21 protein-coding genes are annotated in these 20,707 nt (G+C 70.2%); 4 read left to right on the forward strand and 17 right to left on the reverse strand.

Features of this window, described 5'->3' with window-relative positions; all coding sequences use genetic code 11:
• Nucleotides 1-66: 66 nt before the first annotated feature.
• The gene (locus ACE3T5_RS12150) at nucleotides 67-1,017 is read right to left on the reverse strand and encodes an aldo/keto reductase (RefSeq protein WP_374667942.1); all 951 of its coding nucleotides are present in this window, start codon (nucleotides 1,015-1,017) and stop codon (nucleotides 67-69) included.
• 22 nt (nucleotides 1,018-1,039) lie between these two features.
• On the opposite strand from ACE3T5_RS12150, the gene ACE3T5_RS12155 reads away from it, so the two are divergent.
• Nucleotides 1,040-1,879, forward strand: coding sequence for a class I SAM-dependent methyltransferase (locus ACE3T5_RS12155; protein WP_374667944.1), 840 nt, complete (start codon nucleotides 1,040-1,042; stop codon nucleotides 1,877-1,879).
• A gap of 18 nt (nucleotides 1,880-1,897) precedes the next feature.
• Here ACE3T5_RS12155 and ACE3T5_RS12160 read toward each other — a convergent pair whose 3' ends face one another.
• The 12 genes from ACE3T5_RS12160 to ACE3T5_RS12215 all read right to left on the reverse strand — a co-directional run bounded on the left by ACE3T5_RS12160 (nucleotide 1,898) and on the right by ACE3T5_RS12215 (nucleotide 13,353).
• The gene (locus ACE3T5_RS12160; protein ID WP_374667946.1) at nucleotides 1,898-2,887 is read right to left on the reverse strand and encodes a Bug family tripartite tricarboxylate transporter substrate binding protein; all 990 of its coding nucleotides are present in this window, start codon (nucleotides 2,885-2,887) and stop codon (nucleotides 1,898-1,900) included.
• 35 nt (nucleotides 2,888-2,922) lie between these two features.
• Nucleotides 2,923-4,077, reverse strand: a complete 1,155-nt coding sequence (locus ACE3T5_RS12165) for an acyl-CoA dehydrogenase family protein (protein ID WP_374667948.1) — start codon at nucleotides 4,075-4,077, stop codon at nucleotides 2,923-2,925.
• Nucleotides 4,078-4,096: 19 nt separating this feature from the next.
• The gene (locus tag ACE3T5_RS12170; protein WP_374667950.1) at nucleotides 4,097-5,278 is read right to left on the reverse strand and encodes a thiolase; all 1,182 of its coding nucleotides are present in this window, start codon (nucleotides 5,276-5,278) and stop codon (nucleotides 4,097-4,099) included.
• On the reverse strand, nucleotides 5,275-5,649 hold the full coding sequence (locus ACE3T5_RS12175) for a Zn-ribbon domain-containing OB-fold protein (protein ID WP_374667952.1): 375 nt from the start codon (nucleotides 5,647-5,649) through the stop codon (nucleotides 5,275-5,277). Before ACE3T5_RS12175 ends, ACE3T5_RS12170 begins: the two co-directional genes overlap by 4 nt.
• 55 nt (nucleotides 5,650-5,704) lie before the next feature.
• The gene (locus ACE3T5_RS12180; protein ID WP_374667954.1) at nucleotides 5,705-6,637 is read right to left on the reverse strand and encodes an SDR family NAD(P)-dependent oxidoreductase; all 933 of its coding nucleotides are present in this window, start codon (nucleotides 6,635-6,637) and stop codon (nucleotides 5,705-5,707) included.
• Nucleotides 6,638-6,742: 105 nt separating this feature from the next.
• A complete protein-coding gene (locus ACE3T5_RS12185; protein WP_374667956.1) occupies nucleotides 6,743-7,537 on the reverse strand; it encodes an enoyl-CoA hydratase/isomerase family protein in 795 nt (264 codons plus the stop codon).
• A complete protein-coding gene (locus tag ACE3T5_RS12190) occupies nucleotides 7,534-9,228 on the reverse strand; it encodes a long-chain-fatty-acid--CoA ligase (RefSeq protein ID WP_374667958.1) in 1,695 nt (564 codons plus the stop codon). Before ACE3T5_RS12190 ends, ACE3T5_RS12185 begins: the two co-directional genes overlap by 4 nt.
• A 32-nt stretch (nucleotides 9,229-9,260) precedes the next feature.
• Nucleotides 9,261-10,361 (reverse strand): acyl-CoA dehydrogenase family protein, encoded by a 1,101-nt coding sequence (locus tag ACE3T5_RS12195; protein ID WP_374668007.1) that lies wholly within the window; start codon nucleotides 10,359-10,361, stop codon nucleotides 9,261-9,263.
• A 61-nt stretch (nucleotides 10,362-10,422) separates the two neighbouring features.
• Nucleotides 10,423-11,250: an SDR family NAD(P)-dependent oxidoreductase gene (locus ACE3T5_RS12200; RefSeq protein WP_374667960.1), complete on the reverse strand. Its 828-nt coding sequence runs from the start codon at nucleotides 11,248-11,250 to the stop codon at nucleotides 10,423-10,425.
• A gap of 37 nt (nucleotides 11,251-11,287) precedes the next feature.
• The gene (locus ACE3T5_RS12205) at nucleotides 11,288-11,710 is read right to left on the reverse strand and encodes a MaoC family dehydratase (protein WP_374667962.1); all 423 of its coding nucleotides are present in this window, start codon (nucleotides 11,708-11,710) and stop codon (nucleotides 11,288-11,290) included.
• Between the two features lie 15 nt (nucleotides 11,711-11,725).
• Nucleotides 11,726-12,169, reverse strand: a complete 444-nt coding sequence (locus ACE3T5_RS12210; protein ID WP_374667964.1) for a MaoC family dehydratase N-terminal domain-containing protein — start codon at nucleotides 12,167-12,169, stop codon at nucleotides 11,726-11,728.
• Nucleotides 12,166-13,353 (reverse strand): lipid-transfer protein, encoded by a 1,188-nt coding sequence (locus tag ACE3T5_RS12215; RefSeq protein ID WP_374667966.1) that lies wholly within the window; start codon nucleotides 13,351-13,353, stop codon nucleotides 12,166-12,168. The genes ACE3T5_RS12210 and ACE3T5_RS12215 overlap by 4 nt, the downstream gene beginning before the upstream one ends.
• 200 nt (nucleotides 13,354-13,553) lie before the next feature.
• On the opposite strand from ACE3T5_RS12215, the gene ACE3T5_RS12220 reads away from it, so the two are divergent.
• On the forward strand, nucleotides 13,554-13,796 hold the full coding sequence (locus ACE3T5_RS12220) for a hypothetical protein (RefSeq protein ID WP_374667968.1): 243 nt from the start codon (nucleotides 13,554-13,556) through the stop codon (nucleotides 13,794-13,796).
• A gap of 3 nt (nucleotides 13,797-13,799) precedes the next feature.
• A complete protein-coding gene (locus ACE3T5_RS12225; protein WP_374667970.1) occupies nucleotides 13,800-14,414 on the forward strand; it encodes a hypothetical protein in 615 nt (204 codons plus the stop codon).
• Nucleotides 14,415-14,420: 6 nt separating this feature from the next.
• Here ACE3T5_RS12225 and ACE3T5_RS12230 read toward each other — a convergent pair whose 3' ends face one another.
• From ACE3T5_RS12230 to ACE3T5_RS12245, 4 genes are all read right to left on the reverse strand, one after another.
• Complete coding sequence (locus tag ACE3T5_RS12230) at nucleotides 14,421-14,822, reverse strand: hypothetical protein (RefSeq protein WP_374667972.1); 402 nt, start codon at nucleotides 14,820-14,822, stop codon at nucleotides 14,421-14,423.
• Between the two features lie 28 nt (nucleotides 14,823-14,850).
• On the reverse strand, nucleotides 14,851-15,894 hold the full coding sequence (locus tag ACE3T5_RS12235) for an AraC family transcriptional regulator (RefSeq protein WP_374667974.1): 1,044 nt from the start codon (nucleotides 15,892-15,894) through the stop codon (nucleotides 14,851-14,853).
• 110 nt (nucleotides 15,895-16,004) lie between these two features.
• The gene (locus tag ACE3T5_RS12240; protein WP_374667976.1) at nucleotides 16,005-17,216 is read right to left on the reverse strand and encodes a CaiB/BaiF CoA transferase family protein; all 1,212 of its coding nucleotides are present in this window, start codon (nucleotides 17,214-17,216) and stop codon (nucleotides 16,005-16,007) included.
• Between the two features lie 69 nt (nucleotides 17,217-17,285).
• A complete protein-coding gene (locus ACE3T5_RS12245) occupies nucleotides 17,286-18,836 on the reverse strand; it encodes a class I adenylate-forming enzyme family protein (protein ID WP_374667978.1) in 1,551 nt (516 codons plus the stop codon).
• Between the two features lie 126 nt (nucleotides 18,837-18,962).
• Here ACE3T5_RS12245 and ACE3T5_RS12250 point away from each other — a divergent pair, with 126 nt between their 5' ends.
• Nucleotides 18,963-20,687 carry a thiamine pyrophosphate-binding protein gene (locus ACE3T5_RS12250; RefSeq protein ID WP_374667980.1) on the forward strand — a complete coding sequence of 575 codons (1,725 nt, stop codon included), beginning with the start codon at nucleotides 18,963-18,965 and terminating at the stop codon, nucleotides 20,685-20,687.
• Nucleotides 20,688-20,707: the final 20 nt, after the last annotated feature.

Below are 20,707 nucleotides of genomic sequence, written 5' to 3' on the forward strand. Positions count from 1 at the left end.
TATTCCCGCCTGCGGGGTATTGAGGTAGATGCCGTCGTCCCCGCGCCGGCGGGGACCCAGGTGACCTCACACGCTCGCCGCGTCCAGGTTCGCCATCACCTCGGCGGGCAGCTGGAGCCGCGTAGCCTCCACCAGGGACTGCAGTTGCTCGACGGACGTCGCGCTTGCGATCGGCGCTGTGATGCCCGGCCGGGCCATCACCCAGGCCACCGCGATCTGCGACACCGGCTTGCCCAGCGCGTGCGAGGCCTCGTCCAGCGCGGCCAGGATCCGCAGGCCGCGCTCGTTCAGGTACTTGGCCACCACATTCTTGCCGCGCGGGCTCTGGGCCGCGTCCTCCGCCGTGCGGTACTTGCCGCTCAGGAAGCCGGCCGCCAGCGCATAGAAGCTGATCACGCCCACTTCCTCCTTCATGCACAGCGGCTGCAGCTCGGCTTCGAACCCCGCGCGGTCGGACAGGTTGTACAGCGGCTGCAGGCTTTCGTAGCGCGGCAGGCCCAGGCGGGCGCTCGTCTGCAGCGCCTCGGCCAGTCGCGCCGCGCTGTAGTTCGAGGCGCCGATGGCGCGCACCTTGCCCGCCTCGATCAGGCGGGCGAAGGCCTCCAGCGTTTCCTCCAGCGGGGTCTCTTCGTCGTCCTTGTGCGCCTGGTAGAGATCGATGCGGTCCACGCCCAGGCGGCGCAGCGAGGCCTCCACCGCCTCGCGGATGCGCGCCGCCTTCAGGCCCACGCGGCCCTCGCCCATGTCCATGCCGACCTTGGTGGCGATGACGACCTGGTCGCGCTTGCCGCTGCGGGCCAGCCAGCGGCCGATCACCGCCTCCGACTCGCCGCCCTGATGGCCGGGCGCCCAGCGGGAGTAGACATCGGCCGTGTCGATGAAGTTGAAGCCAGCATCCACCCACGCATCCAGCAGCGAATGCGAGGTGGCCTCGTCAGCGGTCCAGCCGAACACATTGCCGCCGAAGCACAGCGGCGAGACTTGCAGGCCGGAGCGGCCGAGGGAGCGAAGTTGCATGGTGCCCAGTATCATTCAAAACGTGCAGCCGCCTCCGACATCCCCCGAGGCCTTTCTCGCCGAGTTCCACGACGCCACCCCGGGCCTCACCTCGGAGGCCTTCGGCGCCCTGCCCGCGCGCTTCCGCGACCAGTGGCACCCCTCCTCCTATGCCGTGCTGGCTGCGGCCGTGCCCCGTGCGCCGACGGCCACGCGGGTCCTGGACCTGGGCTGCGGCGATGGCTTCCTGCTGGCCCAGGTGGCTGCGCGCCATCCCTCGGCCTGCGAGTTGCATGGCGTGGACCTGAGCCAGGCGGAGCTGGCCCTGGCCCGAGAGCGGCTGGGCAGCGCCGCGCAGTTGCGACACGGCCGGGCCCAGTCGCTCCCGTACGCGGACGGCCACTTCGACTGCGTGCTCTCCCACATGGCGCTGATGCTGATGGACGATGCGCCGCTGGTGCTGCAGGAGCTGCAGCGGGTGATGAAGCCCGGTGCCACCCTGGCCGCCATCGTGGGCGCACGCCCACCAGGCAGCCCGGTCTTCGACGCCTACCTCCACGTGATCGAGCGCTTTCCGCGGCAGGCCCGCTTCGCCGGCGTGCGGTTCGGCGATGCGCGATTCCGCAGCCCCGACGGCCTGACCCAGCTGCTGGCCCCCGGCTTCCGCGATCTCGCCGTCGAAGACCTGCAGCTCGCCCTGCGCCTGACGCCGGAGGCCGCCTGGCAGTGGTTCCTGCGCATGTACGACATCCACATGATGGACGCCGAAGACCGCGAGGCAGCGCGATCCGCGTTCATGGTGCGCATCACGCCGCATGTGCAGGCCGACGGCCTGCTGCCCTATCCGCAGGCCATGCGCTTCTTCCGCGCGGTGCGCGAGTGAAGCGCGGTCGCCGGCCGCTCAGTTCAGCTTGATGTTCGCTTCCTTGATGACCTTGCCGTAGGCCGCGGCGTCGCTCTTCAGCACCTCGGCAAACTGCTCCAGGCTGTCGGCGCCCGGGATCAGGCCCATGGCCTCGATCTTCTCCTTCACCTCGGGGCTGCGCAGGATGCGCAGCGACTCGGCAGAGAACTTCTCGGCCACGGCCTTGGGCGTGCCGGCGGGCAGGAACATGCCGAACCAGCCCATGGGCTCGAAGCCGGCCATGCCCTGCTCCTTGAAGGTGGGCACTTCGGGCAGCCAGCTCAGGCGCTGTGAGCCGGTAGTGGCCAGCAGCTTGAACTTGGGCAGGTGCGGGCGCGAGGAGCCGGCATCGAGGAAGGCGGCCGAGAGCTGGTTGCCCAGCATCGCGTTCACCAGCGGTGCGCCGCCCTGGTAGGGCACGTGCACCATGTCCAGGCCGCCTTGCAGATTGAGCAGCGAGCCCTGGATGTGCGACGAGGTGCCGGCGCCGTACGTGCCGAAGCTGAACTTGCCGGGCTGCGACTTCACCAGCGCGACGAACTCCTTCAGGTTGTTCGCGGGCGTCTCCTTCGGCACGGCCAGGATGCTGGGGCTGATCGCCACGCGGGTGATCGGCACGAAATCCTTCAGCGGGTCGTACGGCAGGTTCATCAGCGACATCTGCTGCACCAGCGCCACGATGGTGAACAGCACCGTCTGCCCGTCCGCCGGTGACTTGGCGACCTGCTGCGCCCCGATGGTGCCGCCGGCACCAGCCTTGTTCTCCACCACGACCGGCACCTTCCACGCATCACCCAGCTTCTGCGCCACGGTGCGTGCCAGTGCATCCGTGGCACCGCCGGCCGGATACGGCACGACGAACTTGATGGTGCTGCCCGGCGCGGGGTACGCCGTCTGCGCCAGCGCGGGCGCGCCCGCCAGCAGGCCGAAGGCGGCGAGGCCCGCGGCGGCCAGTGCCAGGCGGCGGGCGGGTCGTGTGTTCTTCATGGCTTTGTCTCCTGGGAATGGGGAAAGGAAGGGACTCAGCGCATCGCCTCGCGCACCATGTTGCGCGCGATGATGATCTGCTGGATCTGGGTGGTGCCTTCGTACAGGCGGAACAGCCGCACGTCGCGGTAGAAGCGCTCGATGCCGTACTCGGCCATGTAGCCGGCGCCGCCGAGGATCTGCACCGCGCGGTCGGCCACGCGGCCCACCATCTCGGTGGCGAACATCTTGCAGCACGAGGCCTCGGTGGCCACGTTCAGGCCCTCGTCGCGGCGACGCGCGGCGTCGATCACCATGCATTCGGCCGCATACAGCTCGGCCTGGCTGTCGGCCAGCAGCGCCTGAACGAGCTGGAACTCGGCGATGGGCTGGCCGAACTGCTTGCGCTGCACCGCGTACTGCAGCGCGTCGCGCAGCACGCGCCTGGCCACGCCCACGCTGACGGCGGCGATGTGGATGCGGCCCTTCTCCAGCACCTTCATCGCGGTCTTGAAGCCCTGGCCTTCCTTCAGGCCGATCAGGTTGGCCGCCGGCACGCGCACGTTGTCGAAGATCACGTCGCAGGTGTGCGCGCCGCGCTGGCCCATCTTTACGTCATACTTGCCGAAGCTGATGCCCGGTGATTTCGCGTCCACGATGAAGGCGGAGACGCCGCCGGCGCCCTTGTCGGCCGGATTCGTGCGGGCCATCAGCGTGAACATGCCGGCATGCGGCGCGTTGGTGATGTAGCGCTTGCTGCCGTTCACGATGTAGTGGTCGCCCTCCAGCCGCGCCGTGGTGCGCAGCGACGCGGCGTCCGACCCCGCCTCGGGCTCGGTGAGCGCGAAGGACGCGATCACCTCGCCGGTGGCCAGCCGCGGCAGCCACTCGGCCTGCTGTTCCGGCGTGCCGTCCATCAGGATGCCCTGCGAGCCGATGCCCACCGTGGTGCCGATGATGGATCGGAAGGCCGGCGCCGTCTGGCACAGCTCGAAGAGCACGCGGCACTCCTCCTCCATCGTCAGCTCCAGGCCGCCGAAGCGCTCCGGGATGGTCATGCCGAACAGGCCCAGCTCGCGCATCTCCTGCACGATGGCCGGCGGGATCTCGTCCGTCTCAGCCACTTCCTGCTCGGCGGGCACGAGGCGCTCGCGCACGAAGCGGGCCACGCTGTCCAGCAGCTGGTTCAGGGTCTCGGGATCGCGGATCATTCGGTTGGTCTCCTCGTGTTCACAGCGCATCGGCCGTGCCGAGCACCGCCGTGGCCTGGCTGGACAAGGTGCCGCCATTGCCATGCGCGATGGCGGTGGTGGCGCCGGCCACCTGGCGGTCACCAGCCTCGCCGCGCAGCTGACGAACGGCCTCGATCACGGCGAAGATGCCGTACATGCCCGGGTGCACGCACGAGAGGCCGCCGCCATTGGTGTTCACGGGCAGGCGGCCGCCGGGTGCGATGGCGCCGTCGCGCACGAACGCGCCGCCCTCGCCCTTGGCGCAGAAGCCCAGGTCTTCCAGGAACAGCAGCGTGTTGATGGTGAAGGCGTCGTACAGCTGCACGACGTCGATGTCCTTCGCGCCCATCCCCGCCATCGCATAGGCCTCACGGCCGGATTGCGAGGCGGCGGTCACGGTGAGGTCGTGCATGCTGGAGATCTGGCGGTTCCAGACGGCCGTGGCATTGCCCAGCACGTAGACCGGCTTCTTGGGCAGATCGCGCGCGCGGTCGGCGCGCACCAGCACGTAGGCGCCGCCCCCGTCGGTGACCAGGCAGCAGTCGCGCACCGAGAGCGGATCGCTCACCATGCGCGCGGCCAGCACGTCCTCGATGGAAAGGGGATCGCGCATGAAGGCCTCGGGGTTGAGGCGTGCCCAGGCACGCGCGGCCACCGCCACCTCGGCGAGGTCGCGCCGCGTAGTGCCGTACTGCTGCATGTGACGCGAGGCCGCCAGCGCGTAGGCCGAGGGCGGCAGCATCGGCTCGTACGGCATCTCGTACGGCTGCGGGTCCAGGAAGCGCCGGCTGGCCACGATCTCGCGCCGGCCGAAGGCCGCCGTGCGCTGCGCGCTGCCGTAGCACACCAGCACGGCGTTGCACAGGCCGGCCTGCAGCGCCAGCATGGCGGGCAGCAGGTGCGCGATGAAGCTGGAGCCGCCGATCATCGTGCTGTCGATGTAGCGCGGGTTCAGGCCCAGGTACTCCACCACCGGCATCGCCCACATGGTGGCGCCGCCACTGGCGGTGCACAGGCCGTCGATGTCGCTCATCTTCAGGCCGGCGTCGGCCACGGCCGCGCGGGCCGAGCGGGCCAGCAGCTCCATGTCGGTGAAGCCGGGCGCCTCGCCGAGGCCGAAGGTGGCCACGCCGGCGATGGCGGCACTGCCCCGCAGGGCCTTGAGTCCGGGGGCGGTCATGCGCGGGGCTCCAGCAGGTCGAACACCACGACGCCCTGCTCGCCTTGCTTCGCCACGCGGGCGCGCACACGCTGGCCGATGCGCACCTCGGTCGGCGCGACGCCTTCCACGCGGCTCATCAGGCGCACGCCTTCGTCGAGGTCGATCAGGCACACGTTGTAGTCGCCGCCGGCATCGGGCTTGCGACGGATGGTGGTGACGGCGTGCACGGTGCCGGTACCGGCGGGCGGCACCAGCGTCACGGCCTCGCTGCCGCAATGCGGGCACAGCTCGCGCGGGTAGTAGATGGCGCGGCCGCAGTCGGCGCAGCGCTGGATGAGGAAGCGGCCGGCATCCAGCTCGGCCTGGTGGCGAGCCTGTGTACCGCTCATTGGACTGCCCTCCGTCCTGCGGACTGCGGGATTCGCCTTGGGGCGGCCCGGCGGCTCATACCGGATCCCAGCAGAACACATCCCCCGAGCGCTCCAGGTCGAAGTAGCTCGCCTTCAGCGCCGGCAGCGCGTGGCTCACGACCTCCTGCGGCGTCCAGCCCTCGCCGCGCTGCACCGAGCGCACCGGCCGCGGCTGGCTGATGAGGAAGATCTCGTTGTTGCGCACCGCGAAGATCTGGCCGTTGGTCCCGGCGGAGGCATCGCTGGCCAGCGCCACGGTGAGCGGCGCGATCTTGGCCGGCGTCATCTGCATCATGCGGGCCACGCGCAGCTTCTCCTCCGGCGTCTCGGCGGGGATGTTGCCGGTCATGCGGCTCCAGGCGAACGGCGCGATGCAGTTGCTGCGCACGTTGAACTTCTGCATGTCCAGCGCGATGGATTTCGACAGGGCCGCGATGCCCAGCTTCGCGGCCGAGTAGTTGGCCTGGCCGAAGTTGCCGATCAGCCCCGAGGTGGAGGTCATGTGGATGAACGCCCCCGAACCCTGTTCCTTGAAGTGGTTCGCCGCCGCGCGGCTGACGTGGAAGGCGCCGTACAGGTGCACCTTGATGACCGAGTCCCACTCGTCCACGCTCATCTTGTGGAAGATGCGGTCACGCAGGATGCCAGCGTTGTTGACCACGGCGTCGATGCGGCCGAAGTGATCCAGCGCGCACTGCACGATGCGGTTGGCGCTGGCCGCCTCCGACACGCTGTCGGTGTTCGCCGCCGCCTCGCCACCCGCGGCGCGGATCTCGTTGACCACCTGCTGGGCCGGGCCGGTATCCTGCCCCTCACCCGCCAGCGAGGCGCCGATGTCATTGACGATGACCTTCGCGCCCTCCTTCGCCATCGCCAGCGCGATGTCGCGGCCGATGCCGCCGCCCGCGCCCGTGACCACCACCACCTTGCCGGCCACCAGGCCGGTGCTCGTCTTGCTGTCGCTCATGTGCATGTTCTCCAGATTGCCGATGCTCGCAGGCCGCAGGCATGACCGCCATGCGCGATTGCCGAACCCGCCCTTCCCCGCCTTGAAACCCGCAGCGCCGCCCGCCTAGGCCTTGGGCCACACGAAGGGCATGGGCCGCTTCTCCAGGAAGGCCGAGACCGCCGCCTTGTGCGCTGGCGTGCCGGCTGCCACCGGCTGGCCGCTGGCCTCGGTCTCCAGCGTGGCCGCCAGTGACGGCGGCCCGTCCTGCAAGGCGCGCTTGATGATGCTCACCGCCGTGGGCGAGGCCCCGACGAAGCTGCGCGCAATGGCCTGCGCGCGCGACAGCAGCGCCTCGGGCGCGTGCAGTTCCATTGCGATGCCGAGCTGCAAGGCCTCCTGTGCGCTGATGTCACGGCCCGAGAGCATGATCTCGCGCGCCCGCTGCACCCCCACCACCCGCGGCAGCGTGTACAGCGCGCCCACGTCGGGCACCAGCCCCACCTTGATGAAGGACATGTTGAACCAGGCCCGCGGCGTGGCCAGCACGAAATCCGCCGTGAGCGCGAGGCTGAAGCCCGCGCCGGCCGCGGCGCCGTCCACGGCCGCGATCACCGGCCGGTCCAGCGTGAGCAGCAGTCGCAGCCACTCGTGCAGGTTGTCCAGACGCTGCCGCCAGGCGCCGGTGTCGATCTCCAGGCCCCCGATGTTCTTGAGGTCGCCGCCCGAGCAGAAGTGCCCGCCCGCCCCCGTGAGCACCACCGCACGGATTTCGCGGTCCGCGCGCACGCGTCGCACCGCCGCGCCCAGTTGCTCGCGCAGCACCATGTCCAGCGCATTACGCTTCTCCACGCAATCCAGCGTGATCGTGGCCACCTGATCCTGCACTTCGAAGTGCACCATCTCGCGTTCGGTCGTCATCGTGTCTCCGTTGTCTCGCTGGCCGTGGCGGCGGCCTCGGCCGCCTGCAGCTCGCGCCAGGCCACCTTGCCGGTGCCCGAGCGCAGCAGGTTGACCATGAACTTCACGCTGCGCGGCGCCTTGTAGGCGGCCATGCGCTCGCGGCACCACGCCAGGAGCGCGTCTTCAGTCAACTCGGCGCCGGGCTTGCGCACCACCAGCGCGCGCACGGTCTCGCCGCGCTTCGCGTCGGGCACGCCCACTACGCAGGCTTCCTGCACGGCCGGGTGTTCGTACAGCATGCTCTCGATCTCCGCCGGCCAGACCTTGAAGCCGCTCGCATTGATCATCCGTTTCAGGCGATCCCGCATGAAAAAGTAGCCGTCCTCGTCCACGCTGGCCAGGTCCCCGGTGCGGAAGAAGCGCTGGCCGTCCAGCTCGATGAACGCTGCCGCATCCGCCTGGGGGTTGCGCCAGTAGCCCAGCATCACCTGCGGCCCGCGGGTGACCAGCTCGCCCACCTCGCCCTGCGGCAGCTCGCGCAACGTCTCCGGATCGACGATGCGAGAGTCCACGCCCTGCGTCGGCACGCCCAGGCACTGCCGCTTGCCACGCTCGCGCGGGTTGGCATGCAGGAAGGCCGCGGTCTCGGTGAGGCCGTAGGCCTCGTTGTAGTGCAGCCCGAAGCGCTCGGCCAGCATCGTGGCCACGGCCTCGGGCATGGCCGCGCCGCCACCGGACAGCAGCGCGAGACTGGAGAGGTCCGCGGTCTGCGCCGCGGGCTGGGCGAAGAAGTCGATCACCATGGCCGGCGGCGCCGTCCAGGCCGTCACACGGTACCGCTCCACCAGGGCCACGGCCTGCGCCGGGTTCCAGCGCGGCATCATCACCAGCGTGGCGCCCAGCGTGATGGGCATGTTCATGCCGTTCTGGAAGCCGAGCATGTGGAACAGCGGCGCCACGCAGAGGAACACCGTGTCCATGTGAAAGCCGCGCCACACCTGCGAGGCCAGGTTGGAGGCCAGCACGGTGCCATGCGAATGCCGGCAGCCCTTGGGGTGGCCGGTGGTGCCCGAGGTATAGGGCAGTACCGCGAGGTCATCCACGGACGGGTGGCCCGGGCCAGGTAACAGCCCTTCGGCGATGGCGGCCTCGAAGCCATGGAAGGCGCCTTCGGGCAAGGGCGCGCGCGGTGCCGTCACCACAGCAGGGAGATCACCGTCGATGTCTCCGGCGGCCACGCCTTTGAAGGCATCGCCATACGCCAGTACCACGGCCTGGCGGATCTCGCCGCTGGCCATGCAGGCCTGCACCGGGCCTAGCAATTCCTGCGCGCAGATCACCACGGTCGCCCCGCTGTCCTGCGCGTAGTAGCGCAGTTCCGGCTCGGTGCTCATCGGGTTGACGGGCACCACGGCCGCACCGGCGCGCTGGATGCCGTACACGGCCACCAGGAACTGCGGGCAGTTCTGGCTGACCAGCAGCACGCGGTCGCCCGGCTGCACGCCCAGGCGCTGCTGCAGGTAGCCGGCCAGCGCCTGCACCCGCTGCCAGAGCTGCGCATAGGTGAGCGTGGCGCCGGCGAACCGCACCACCGCCTTGTCCGGGTAGCGCGCCGCCGCCGTCTCCACGTAGTGGGTCAGCGGCACGCGCGGCACGGTCACCTCCCACGGCACGCCGCGGGGCCAGAAGGCGCGATGCGCCTGGGTCATGTCGTCCTGTCTCCTCTCGGGCCGGCCGCGCGTCAGAGGTGACGCGAGATCAGCTCCTTCATCACTTCACTCGTGCCGCCGTAGATGCGCATCACGCGAGAATCCACATAGGCCCGGCAGATCGGGTACTCCATCATGTAGCCGTAGCCGCCGTAGAGCTGCAGCATCTCGTCCAGCGCGCGCCCGAGTTCCTCGGTGACGAACAGCTTGGCGATGGCCGCCTCTTCCAGCGTGAGCTTGCGCTTCAGGTGCTCGGCCAGGTACTGGTCAGTCAGCATGCGCACGGCAGTCGTGCGCGTCTTGATCTCGGCCAGCTTGAAGCGCGTGTTCTGGAACTCGAACAGCGGCTTGCCGAACACCATGCGCTCGCGGGCATAGCGCACCGTCTCTTCCAGCATCGACTCCATCTTGCTGGCGGCACCCAGCGCGATCACCAGGCGCTCCTGCGCCAGCTCCTGCATGAGGTAGCTGAAGCCCTTGTTCTCCTCGCCCAGCAGGTTGTCCACGGGCACGCGCACGTCCTCGAAGAACAGCTCCGCCGTGTCGGCCGCCTCCTGGCCCATCTTCTCCAGCTTGCGGCCCTTGCGGAAGCCGGGACGGTCTGCTTCCACCACGATCAGCGAGACGCCCTTGGCGCCCAGCGCCGGATCCGTCTTGGCCACCACGATCACCAGGTCGCAGTTCAGGCCGTTGGTGATGAAGGTCTTGGCGCCGCTGATCACGTACTCGTCACCCTCGCGGCGCGCGGTGGTGCGGATCGCCTTCAGGTCGCTGCCCGCGCCGGGCTCGCTCATGGCGATCGCGAGGATCAGCTCGCCGCGCGCGCAAGGCGGCAGCCAGCGGTCCTTCTGCGCCGCCGTGCCCAGGCGCTGGATGTAGGGCGCGGCGATGTCGGAGTGCACGTTGAAGCCCAGCCCGCTCACGCCCGAGCGGCCGATCTCCTCCACGATCACCGCGGCATGGCCGAAGTCACCGCCACCGCCGCCGTAGGCCGCGTCGATGGTGGTGCACAGCAGGCCCTCGCGGCCGGCCTTGAGCCAGGTCTCGCGGTCGACCTTGCCATCGCGGTCCCACTGCGCCTGGCGCGGCTTGCATTCCTTCTCCAGGAAGCGGCGCACGGTGGCACGCAGCATCTCGTGATCCTCGCGGAACACGGTGCGGGGGAATCCGAGCACGCTCTCCATGGTGCGTGCCTCAGGGCTTGCCGCCGCCGCAGACCAGCACCTGGCCGCTGACGAAGTTGGATTCGGGGATGCAGAACAGGTACACCGCGCCCGCGGCTTCCTCCGGCGTTCCGGCTCGGCCCAGGGGAATGGTGGCTTCGGCGCTCTTCAGGATCTGCGGGTTCACGCCCACCTTGATCTGCTGGCCGGCGATGTCGATCTTGGCGTCGCCATCGGCCGCGGCCTCGGTCAGGCGCGTCATGATCAGGCCGAAGGCCACGCTGTTCACGTTCACCTTGTAGCGGCCCCACTCCTTGGCCATGCCCTTGGTCAGGCCGTTGATGCCGGCCTTGGCGGCGGCGTAGTTGGCCTGGCCCGCGTTGCCGTACACGCCCGACACCGAGGAGATGTTCACCACCTTGCGGAACACCGGCGTGCCGGCCTCGGCCTCCTTCTTCGCGGCCTCTCGGATGAAGTTCGAGGCCGCGCGCAGGATGCGGAACGGCGCCGTGAGGTGCACCGCGAGCATCGCCTCCCACTGCTCGTCGGTCATCTTCTGGATCACGTTGTCCCAGGTGTAGCCGGCGTTGTTGACGATGATGTCCAGGCCGCCGTAGGTGTTGAGCGCGGTCTGCACGAAGCGGTCAGCGAAGCCGGCTTCGGTGACGCTGCCGACGCAGGCCACGGCCTGGCCGCCGGCGGCGGCGATGTCAGCCACGGTCTGCTCGGCCGGCGCGGCGTCGAGGTCGTTGATGACAACGCGCGCGCCTTCACTGGCGAGCTTGAGCGCTATCTCGCGCCCGATGCCGCGGCCGGAGCCGGAGACGATGGCGACCTTGCCTTCGAGTTTGCGGGACATGGTGGAGGTTTCCTGATGCAAGAGATGGATGACAGGTTCAGGCCAGCGCGACGACCGCCTCGCCCTGCAGCTTGACGACGCCGGCCTCATTGGCCGTCTGGATGGCGAGGCGCGCGCGGCGCTCGCCGTCGGCGGTGAAGACTTCGGTCACGCGGCCGGTGCAGCAGATGCGTTCCCCCACCTGCGTGAGGGCGGCGAAACGCACGCTGAAATCACGGATGGCAGTCTGCGGCACCCAGTCGGTGAGCAGCCGGCCCAGCCAGGCCATGGAGAGCATGCCGTGCGCGAACACGTCGGGCTGGCCGGCGGCGCGCGCGAAGTCCCTGTCCACGTGGATGGGGTTGTGGTCGCCGGAGGCGCCGCAGTACAGGGCCAGCGTCAGGCGGGTGAGCGGCGGCAGTTCCAGCGCGGGCAGTTCGGTGCCGGCTTCGACCGATTGCGGATCGAGGAGACGGGTCATGCGATGGGTGTCCTCTCAGCCATGGCGCAGCACGGTCACGCTGCGCAGGTCCGCCACGTGCTCACCGTGCTGGTTGGTGACGCGGGTCTTGCGCAGCACGAACTCGAGCGCGCCGCCCTTCTTGTCGTAGATGTCCTCGATGCGCTGCTCGAAGCGCAGGCGGTCCCCCGCATAAGCCATGCGGCGGTAGCTGAAGCCCTGCTCGCCATGCAGCAGGCGCCTGTAGTCCAGGCCCAGCAGGTTGCGGATGGTCGCCGGGTCGGGCGACTCCATCTCCAGGCAGAACAGGAAGGTGGGCGGCACCGGCAAGCCGGGGTGGCCCGCCGCGCGCGCCGCGGCCTCGTCGCTGTAGACCGGATCGGTCTGCCCGGTGGCCTTGGCGAAGAAGCGCAGGCGGCCCTTCTCGACATCCACCTCGAAAGGCGGCATGGCGTGGCCGATGTACTGGCGGTCGATCATCCGACCTTCTCGTACAGCGTGACGACGCAGGCGCCGCCCAGGCCCAGGTTGTGCTGCAGCGCGAGGCGCGCGCCTTCCACCTGGCGCTGCTCGGCGCGGCCGCGCAATTGCGAGACCAGCTCGTAGCACTGCGCCAGGCCGGTGGCGCCCAGCGGATGGCCCTTGGATAGCAGGCCACCCGACGGATTGGTGACCACGCGTCCGCCATAGGTGTTGTCGCCATCGACGATGAAGCGCTCGGCCGTGCCCTCGGGCGTAAGGCCAAGGCCCTCGTAGGTGATGAGCTCGTTGGCGGTGAAGCAGTCGTGCAGTTCCACCACGTCCACGTCCTCCGGGCCCACGCCCGCGGCCTCGTAGACCTGCTTCGCGGCGGCGGCGGTCATGTCGTAGCCCACCACCCGCATCATGTCGTCGGTCTCGAAGGTGCTGGGCCGGTCGGTCGTCATCGCCTGGGCCTTGATCACGACGCTGGTGTCCAGGCCATGCTTCTGCGCGAACTCGGCCGAGCACACGATGGCCGCAGCGGCGCCGCAGGTGGGCGGGCAGCACTGGTAGCGGGTGAGCGGGTCGAACACCTTGGGCGAGGCCATCACCTCGTCCAGCGTCAGCGTCTGACGGAACAGCGCCAGCGGATTGCGCGCGGCGTGCTGACGCGCCTTCACCGAGATGCGGCCGAAGGTGTCCGCGCGGATGCCGTACTTCGACATGTAGTCGCGGCCCGCGCCGCCGAAGAACTGCGCCGCGCGCGGTGCCGCGGGCTCGAAGCCCTGGTGCGCCGTCATCACCTCGGCGAACTTCGCCATCGGCGAGGGGCGGTCGTCCCACGCGCCCTTGAGCGCACCGGGCTGCATCTGCTCGAAGCCGAGCGCGATGGCGCACTCGACCATGCCGCTTTCCACCGCCTGCCGCGCCAGGAACAGCGCGCTGGAGCCGGTAGAGCAGTTGTTGTTGACGTTGAAGACCGGAATGCCCGACAGGCCCACGCCGTAGATCGCGGCCTGGCCGGCGGTGGAATCGCCGTAGACGTAGCCCACGTAGGCCTGCTGCACCTCTGCGTAGGGCACGCCGGCGTCGTCCAGCGCGAGCTGCGCGGCGCGCGCGCCCATCACGGTGTAGGGCTCGCTGGCACCGGGCTTGGTGAACGGGATCATGCCCACGCCAACGACGTGGACGGGGCGCTGCATGCGCGTCATGAAGGCTCCTCGAAGGCAGACACTGCCGATGCATGGCAGTGTGCCCCCGGGAGCGCGCCCGCTCAATCGCGGGAAGGGTCAACCGGCTTGGCGGAAATGCTCAGCGGCGTGTTCGGCCTGACGCAGGTGGCAGCGAACCAGGGGATGGAGTAGAGTGACGGTTGGGACAACTGCTGCACCGGAGACGAATCATGTCGACCAAAGCCGCCACCAGCCGCCGCCGTCCGGCATCGACCGGACGCATGCAGACCACCGCCTTGCATGTGGTGGGCGGACGCCTGGTCGGGCCGACTCTGGCAGACCCCGGCATGGAGGTCATGGTCCGGCAGGCAGCGACGCGGCTCTTTCCTTCGCGGGCAGCCACCATCGAGCACTTCAGGAAGCAGGGAGTGCTCACGCGGTCGGGCAAGTTGACCAAGGCCTACGGCGGCTAGCCGTTGTCGGACTTCGCGTCCACCGCTGCTTACCAGCGGTTGCCTGGGTGGGTCCTGGGCTTTCACGGCTGCGACCGAGAGGTCGGACTCAGCGTCCTGAATCATCCCGACAGGCATCTCAAGCCGAGCCGCAACGCCTACGACTGGCTCGGCGAGGGCATCTACTTCTGGGAGAACGATCCCGTCCGTGCGCTCGAGTTCGCCCGCGAGGGGTTGGCCGGGCGAGTCACGCGCGGCACGATCAGGAAGCCGTTCGTGATTGGCGCGGTGATCGATCTGGGCCTTTGCTGCAACCTTTTCGATCAGATCGCGCTGCAGGAACTTCGCTCTGCGCACGCCGCCCTCCAGGATGTCTACGCCGGAGCCGAACTTCCGCTGCCGACCAATGGCAGGGGGCAGCTGGTTCGCCCACTGGACAGGCTGGTCATCGAGTTCATGCACACGCTACGTGAAAGCGTTTCCGAAGACGCGGTGCTGCCGCCGTACCAGACCGTTCGTGCGGGTTTCAGTGAGGGCAGGCCCTTGTTCGAGGGCACCACGATCACCGAGAAGCACCACATCCAGATTGCCGTGCGGGACCCCGCCTGCATCAAGGGCTATTTCCTGCCCCGCCCTTGACCACGCCTACCGCCGCACCACCAGCGTCACCTCCGAGTCGGTGATCGTCAGCACCGGGCTGCTGGGATAGGGCTGGATGTCGTTGAACTCGATCTGGTAGCCACCCACGGTGGCCGTGGGCTTGGCCGCGTCGGCCGCGCCGGACAGCGTCATCTGCAGCGTGGTGGCGGACTGGCCGGCTGGGGTGAGGGTGAGATCGATCACCGCCGCGCCCGCTGTCACGCAGGTGGTGTTGCGCGGGCAGCGGCTGTCCGTGAACTTGTCCAGGCGCAGGGTGAGCGCGCCGCCATCGGCGGTTTTCGGCTGGCCGGTCTTCAGCAGCACGGTCTCGGTCAGGCCGTCGCTGCCGCCGCAGCCGGTGACCAGCGCGGCGCAGCCGAGCGCCAGCACGGAAAGCAGATGTCGCATGGGGGAATCCTCCTTGAGTCGATGCGTCTCACGGGCGGGTGCCCGCGAGATGCCGCTCACGATACGCCCCCGGCGCCAGCCCCGTCCAGGCCTTGAAGGCGCGGTGGAAGGTGCTGGCCTCGGAATAGCCCAGTTTTTCCGCGATCTCGATCAGGGTGAGGTCCGGCCGCGACAGGTACTCGACCGCCACGTCGCGCCGCAGGCTGTCCTTGATGGCCTGGAAGCCCTGGCCCTCGCGCTGCAGCCGGCGGCGCAGCGTCTGCGGCGTCATGGCGAGCGAGGCGCTCACTTCTTCCAGCGAAGGCAGTTCCTCGTGCAGGTGCCGGCGCAGCACGCGGCGGATGCGCTCGGTCAGGCTGGCCTGGTCGCGGTACTTCACCAGCAGGTCGCCCGGCGTCTTGTGCAGGAAGCCGCGCAGGCTCTCGGCGCTCTGCACCACCGGCAGATCGAGCCACTTCGCGTCGAAGCGCAGGCCCATCCAGCGCTGCCCCGGTGCCACCGGCGCCTGGAACAGCCGCGAGGCCTCGCTGCGCACCGAATCCGGATCCTGGTAGTACACCACCTCCCGCAGCGGAATGCGGCGCGCCACGAGCCAGCACGCCACGCCGAAGGCGAAGAACATGAACGAGCGCTGCGCGAACACCAGGGCCGGCGTGTCGTCGGGCCGGGCCGCCGCGATGCGCAGCGTGGCCACGCCATCGACCACCTGCAGGCGCGGCGCGAAGCCGGGCAGCACCTGGTGCGCATAGCGCGCGCCCACGTGCAGGGCCTCGCCCAGCGTCTCGCACGCCACCAGCAGGCGGCAGCCCGTGGCGAAGCTGCCCAGCGGCACCGGCCGCTCGCCCAGGCCCCACAGCTCGTCGCGCAGGGTCCGGGTGAGCTGGATGACCAGGGCGGCGTATTGCGCCTGCGTCACGCGGGCCAGCGGGGACTCCAGCAATGCCGGCGCGATGCCCACGCGCTCCAACAGGCGGTGGCAGTCGATGCCGCGCGCGCGGGCGCCCTGCAGGATCTGCACCACCTGCACCACGGCAATGGTGTGCTGGACGGCTTGCGGATAGGTGGCGGGCATGGTGGACAGTCGCCGCGATGCGGCAGCGCGCGCCACGGGCGCACCGACGATACCCGATCGCCCGCCGTCCGCGCGAGCGGCAGGCCCCGTGGCCGCCGGCCGACGGCTGCTCAGCCGATGGCGCCGGATGCCCGCAGCCGTGTCAACTCGTCCGAGGTCCATCCGGCCTCCTGCAGCACCGCGTCCGTGTGCTCGCCCGCCACCGGCGCGGGCTGCCGCACCTGGAAGCGGAAGCCCGTCATGCGCACCGGCGTGGCCAGTTGCCGCCATGGCGAAGCACCCGGCTCACGCGCGGGCACCTCCACCACCATGCCGCGCGAACGGGTGTGCGCCTGGTCCAGCGCTTCGTCCAGCCGCAGCACGGGGGTGACGCAACAGTCCTCGCCCGCGAAGACCGTCACCCACTCGGCCTGGGTGCGGCCGCGCAGGATGGCCGCCACCTCCTCGCGCACGGTCTGGCGCTCCAGTGCGGTGTCGCCAGGGTGCCGCGGCTTCAGGTCGGCGCGGCCGATGCACTCGCAGAAGCGGTCCCAGAACTTCTTCTCCAGCGCACCCACCGCCAGCCAGCGGCCGTCCGCCGTGGCGTAGTAGTTGTAGCAGGGCAGCGCGCCGGTGAGCTTGTCCTGCCCCACGGGTCGGGTGCGGCCCTGCTGCTGCACGGCCACGTTGGGGATGACCGCGTGCGCCAGCAGGCCGTCGGCGATGGACACGTCCACGTGGCGGCCGGCGCCGGTGCGCACGGCGTCGAACAGCGCGGCCAGGATGCCCATCACCGCCGGCATGGTGCCGCCCAGCAGGTCGGCCACCGGCACGTTCGACAGCGCGGGCGCACCGCCCGGCTGGCCCATCTGGTCGGCCACGCCGGCGAGCGCGGCGTAGTTCATGTCGTGGCCGGCGGCATCGCGCAGCGGGCCGCTCTGGCCGTAGCCGGTGATGCTGCAATACACCAGCCGCGGGTTGCGTGCATGCACCGCGGCCCAGCCCACGCCGAGGCGGTCCATCACGCCGGGGCGGAAGCCCTCCACCAGCACGTCGGCCGTCTCGCACAGCCGCAGCAGCGTGTCCACGCCCTCGGGCTGCTTGAGATCGATGCGGATGCCGCGCTTGTTGCGATTGACCTGCTCGCGCACCGGCGCCGCCGCGTAGTCACCGGCGCCTGTGTCCTCGATCTTGATGACGTCCGCGCCCAGGTCCGCCAGGTGCATGGCGCACATGGGGCCGGGCAGCAGGCGGGTGAGGTCCAGCACGCGCACGCCGGCGAGCGGCGCGCCCTCGGCAGACCGGGCGCCGGTCTCGGCGGCCGGCAGTTCTCGCAGGTTCATGCGGGCACTGTAGGCGCAACGCACGCCCCCGGCGATGGCGGAATCGTGCGAAACGGATGGCAGCTCTGCTCAGCCGCCCAGCCGCTGCCGCAGCACGCGATGGAGGATCTTGCCGGTGGCGGTGCGGGGCATGTCGGCCTCGGCCAGGAACTGGATCGCCGTGGGGCACTTGAAGCCCGCCAGCCGCTGGCGGCACCAGTCGCGCAGGTCCTGCTCGGTCGCCGTGGCGCCCTGGTGCAGCACCACCACCGCGTGCACGGCCTCGCCCCACTTCTCGTGCGGCACGCCAATCACCGCCACATCGCGCACCGCGACGTGCGCGCCCAGCACGGCCTCCACCTCCGACGGGTACACGTTTTCGCCGCCGCTGATGATCATGTTGCTCTTGCGGTCCACCAGCCAGATGTAGCCCTCGGCGTCGCGCCGCGCCATGTCGCCCACCGAGCACCACTCGCCGTCGAAGGCCTCGGCCGTCTTCTCGGGGTTCTTCCAGTAGCCGTCGAACACGTACGCCGTGCGCGAGAACAGCTCGCCCACTTCGCCATCGGGCACCTCGCGACGCTGTTCGTCCAGGAAGCGGATCGCCCCGCTGCCGGCCCACTCGCGGCCCACGGAGCCGAGCTTGCTGAGCTGCTCGTCAGGCCGCAGCAGCGTGACCCAGCCGGCCTCGGTGGAGCCGTACAGTTCATAGAGCCGGCCGTTGGGAAACAGCTCCAGGATGCCGCGCTTGGTGTCCTGCCGCGCCGGCGCCGAGGAGACGAGCAGCCGGCCCACGGCCGACAGGTCGTACTGCCGCTTCACCGCATCCGGCAGGGCCAGCATCATGATGTAGTGCGTGGGCACCAGCGAGGTGAACGTCACGCGCTCCTCGGCCAGCGTGCGCAACAGCGCCTCGGGGTCGAAGCTGCGGCGGTCCTCCACGATGCAGGTGGCGCCCAGGTGGATGAACGTGGTGCCAAAGTACAGCGAGTTCGCGTGGCACAGCGGCATCACCAGCAGCGCCGTGTCGTCGCGGGTGAAGCCGAATTCCAGCGCGGTCGCCAAGGCGATCAGCGAGCTGCCGCCGTGGCTGCGCACCGCGCCCTTGGGCCGGCCCGTGGTGCCCGATGTGTACATCAGCGCGCAGGTGTCTTCCGGACGGACCGGCTCGAACGCGAAGGCCAGGTCACCGCGTGCCACGAGCGCCTCGTACGCGGTCCAGCCCGGGGCCGCCTCGGGCGCGAGCGTGATGTAGCGGTCAGCCACCAGCGGCAGCTCGCCGCGGATGCCGTCCACCGTGGCCTGGAACGCCTCGCCCGCGATCACCGCGCCCACCTCCGCATGACCCAGGATGTAAGCGATCTCCGGCCCGGTGAGGCGGAAGTTCAGCGGCACCACCACCAGCCCGGCGCGTGCCATGGCCACGTAGATCTCCATCCATTCCACACAGTTCGTCGCCAGCACGCCGACGCGGTCACCCTGGCGCAGGCCCAGGCCGCGCAGACCGGCCGCCAGCCGCGTGGCGCGGTCGTGCCACTGCGCGTAGCTGAGGCTGCGCTGCGAGTCGCGCGCGCCGAGCCTGGCGGGGGTGAGGCGCGCGTGCGTGGCCACGGCGTCGGCGATGGTGAGCAGATGGCCCATGAGGCGGTCTCCTGATTTTTGAACTCTGAATTCAGAATGCGGTTATGATACGGGCAAATCGCGCGGCGTGCACGGACCCTCCGTCGCACGGCCCGCCAATCGACCGTTCACCACCAGGAGACACCCATGGCCCCACCCCCCATTGGCGACCAGTCGGCCGCCGCCGTGATCGCCCGCTTCCTCAAGGCACGCGGCGTGCAGCGCGTGTACGGCCTGTGCGGCGGCCACGTCATGCCGATCTGGATGAAGCTGGACGCCGAGGGCATCCGCATCGTGGACGTGCGCGACGAGCGGGCGGCGGTGTACATGGCCCATGCCGAGGCGCTGCTCACCGGCGGCCTCGGCGTCGCCCTGGTCACTGCCGGGCCGGGCGTGACCAATGCCATGACCGGCATCGCCAATGCCCACGTCGCCCGCGCGCCCGTACTGGTGCTTTCCGGCCTGCCGCCCACGGCGCAGGAGAACCGCGGCGCGCTGCAGGACATCGTGCACACGCAACTCGTGGGCAGCATCACGCGCTATGCGCGCACCGTGCGCCATCCGGATCTGGTGCCGCAGGAGCTGGCCGAAGCCGCGTCGCGCGCGCTGGGCGAAGGCGGCGAGCCCGGGCCGGTGTACCTCGACTTTCCGGTGGACACGCTGCGCGCCGACGTGGCCCGTGCGATGCAGTTGCCGGAGCTCTTCACGCGCAACGCCCTCGCGCCGCAGCCGCCGCATCCGCAGGCCGTGCAAGCGGCCGTGGCGAAGCTGTGGGCCGCGAAGCGCCCGCTCTTCATCTCCGGCCGCGGTGCGCATGACGCGGGCCCAGCCCTGTCAGCCCTGCTCACGCGCCTGGGCGCCGCCTACCTGGACACGGGTGAGAGCCGCGGCCTGGTGAGCGACGACCATCCCTCGGTGGTGGCGGCGATGCGTGGCACGGTGATGGGCCAGGCCGACCTGGTGGTCACCGTGGGCCGCCGGCTCGACTTCCAGCTGGCTTACGGGTCACCCGCCGTGTTCGGCAGCGCCGAGTTCATCCGCATCGCCGACTGCGCCGCCGAGCTGCGCGACAACCGGCGCGGCGCGGTGGAACTGCTGGCGGATCCGGCCCTCACGCTGCAAGCGATCCTCGATGCGGCACCGGCCGCTGAGCCCGCAACCGACCGCTCGTGGGTGCAGCGTCTGCGCAGCCAGCATGAGCAACGCTCGGCCAAGCTCGTGCAAGCCATGCAGGCGGCACCCGCGGGCCGCGACGGCCGCATGCATCCGAACCGCGCCCTCGCCGCGCTGCGCGAGGCGCTGCCGGACGACGCCATCGTCGTCGCCGATGGCGGCGACTTCCTCAGCTTCGCCCGCGTGGGCCTGCCGGCCACCACCTACCTCGACCCCGGCTCGCTGGGCTGCATCGGCGTGGGCACGCCCTTCGGCATCGCGGCCAGCCTGGTGCATCCGGATCGCACGGTCGTGGTCGCCACCGGCGATGGCGCCTTCGGCTTCAACGCGATGGAGATCGACACGGCCGTGCGGCACCGGGCACCGCTGCTCGTGATGGTCGCCAACAACGGCTCGTGGGCCATCGAGGTGCGCGACCAGCAGGAGACGCATGGCAAGGTGGTGGGCACCCACCTGCAGTTCGCGGACCACGCCGCCATGGCGCGCGCCTTCGGCATGCACGCCGAGCGGGTGGAGAAGCCCGAGGACCTGCCGGGCGCCATCCAGCGGGCGATGGCCCATCGGCCGGCGCTGCTGGACGTGGTGGTCACGCCCGAGGCGGCTTCGTCCGACGCCAAGAGCGGGCTCGCCTGGGTGCCGGATCTGCAGGCCCTGGGCGCTTGGGACGACGCCGAGCGCAACTGGCGCGCGCAGGGCTGAGGCGCGCCCCGTCACGCACG

Origin of the sequence: Ramlibacter sp. (assembly GCF_041916345.1) — a bacterium.
Lineage (GTDB): Bacteria > Pseudomonadota > Gammaproteobacteria > Burkholderiales > Burkholderiaceae_C > Ramlibacter.

Coding starts and splice junctions, on each gene's coding strand:
- ACE3T5_RS12235 (WP_374667974.1), bottom strand. CDS start 15,894: ATGCCCGCCACCTATCCGCAAGCCGTCCAGCACACCATTGCCGTGGTG.
- ACE3T5_RS12180 (WP_374667954.1), bottom strand. CDS start 6,637: ATGAGCGACAGCAAGACGAGCACCGGCCTGGTGGCCGGCAAGGTGGTG.
- ACE3T5_RS12185 (WP_374667956.1), bottom strand. CDS start 7,537: ATGACGACCGAACGCGAGATGGTGCACTTCGAAGTGCAGGATCAGGTG.
- ACE3T5_RS12195 (WP_374668007.1), bottom strand. CDS start 10,361: ATGCTGCGTGCCACCGTGCGCCGCTTCCTGGAGAAGGAATGCAAGCCG.
- ACE3T5_RS12215 (WP_374667966.1), bottom strand. CDS start 13,353: ATGCAGCGCCCCGTCCACGTCGTTGGCGTGGGCATGATCCCGTTCACC.
- ACE3T5_RS12175 (WP_374667952.1), bottom strand. CDS start 5,649: ATGAGCGGTACACAGGCTCGCCACCAGGCCGAGCTGGATGCCGGCCGC.
- ACE3T5_RS12165 (WP_374667948.1), bottom strand. CDS start 4,077: ATGATCCGCGATCCCGAGACCCTGAACCAGCTGCTGGACAGCGTGGCC.
- ACE3T5_RS12150 (WP_374667942.1), bottom strand. CDS start 1,017: ATGCAACTTCGCTCCCTCGGCCGCTCCGGCCTGCAAGTCTCGCCGCTG.
- ACE3T5_RS12220 (WP_374667968.1), top strand. CDS start 13,554: ATGTCGACCAAAGCCGCCACCAGCCGCCGCCGTCCGGCATCGACCGGA.
- ACE3T5_RS12160 (WP_374667946.1), bottom strand. CDS start 2,887: ATGAAGAACACACGACCCGCCCGCCGCCTGGCACTGGCCGCCGCGGGC.
- ACE3T5_RS12250 (WP_374667980.1), top strand. CDS start 18,963: ATGGCCCCACCCCCCATTGGCGACCAGTCGGCCGCCGCCGTGATCGCC.
- ACE3T5_RS12245 (WP_374667978.1), bottom strand. CDS start 18,836: ATGGGCCATCTGCTCACCATCGCCGACGCCGTGGCCACGCACGCGCGC.
- ACE3T5_RS12205 (WP_374667962.1), bottom strand. CDS start 11,710: ATGACCCGTCTCCTCGATCCGCAATCGGTCGAAGCCGGCACCGAACTG.
- ACE3T5_RS12210 (WP_374667964.1), bottom strand. CDS start 12,169: ATGATCGACCGCCAGTACATCGGCCACGCCATGCCGCCTTTCGAGGTG.
- ACE3T5_RS12190 (WP_374667958.1), bottom strand. CDS start 9,228: ATGACCCAGGCGCATCGCGCCTTCTGGCCCCGCGGCGTGCCGTGGGAG.
- ACE3T5_RS12230 (WP_374667972.1), bottom strand. CDS start 14,822: ATGCGACATCTGCTTTCCGTGCTGGCGCTCGGCTGCGCCGCGCTGGTC.
- ACE3T5_RS12240 (WP_374667976.1), bottom strand. CDS start 17,216: ATGAACCTGCGAGAACTGCCGGCCGCCGAGACCGGCGCCCGGTCTGCC.
- ACE3T5_RS12200 (WP_374667960.1), bottom strand. CDS start 11,250: ATGTCCCGCAAACTCGAAGGCAAGGTCGCCATCGTCTCCGGCTCCGGC.
- ACE3T5_RS12170 (WP_374667950.1), bottom strand. CDS start 5,278: ATGACCGCCCCCGGACTCAAGGCCCTGCGGGGCAGTGCCGCCATCGCC.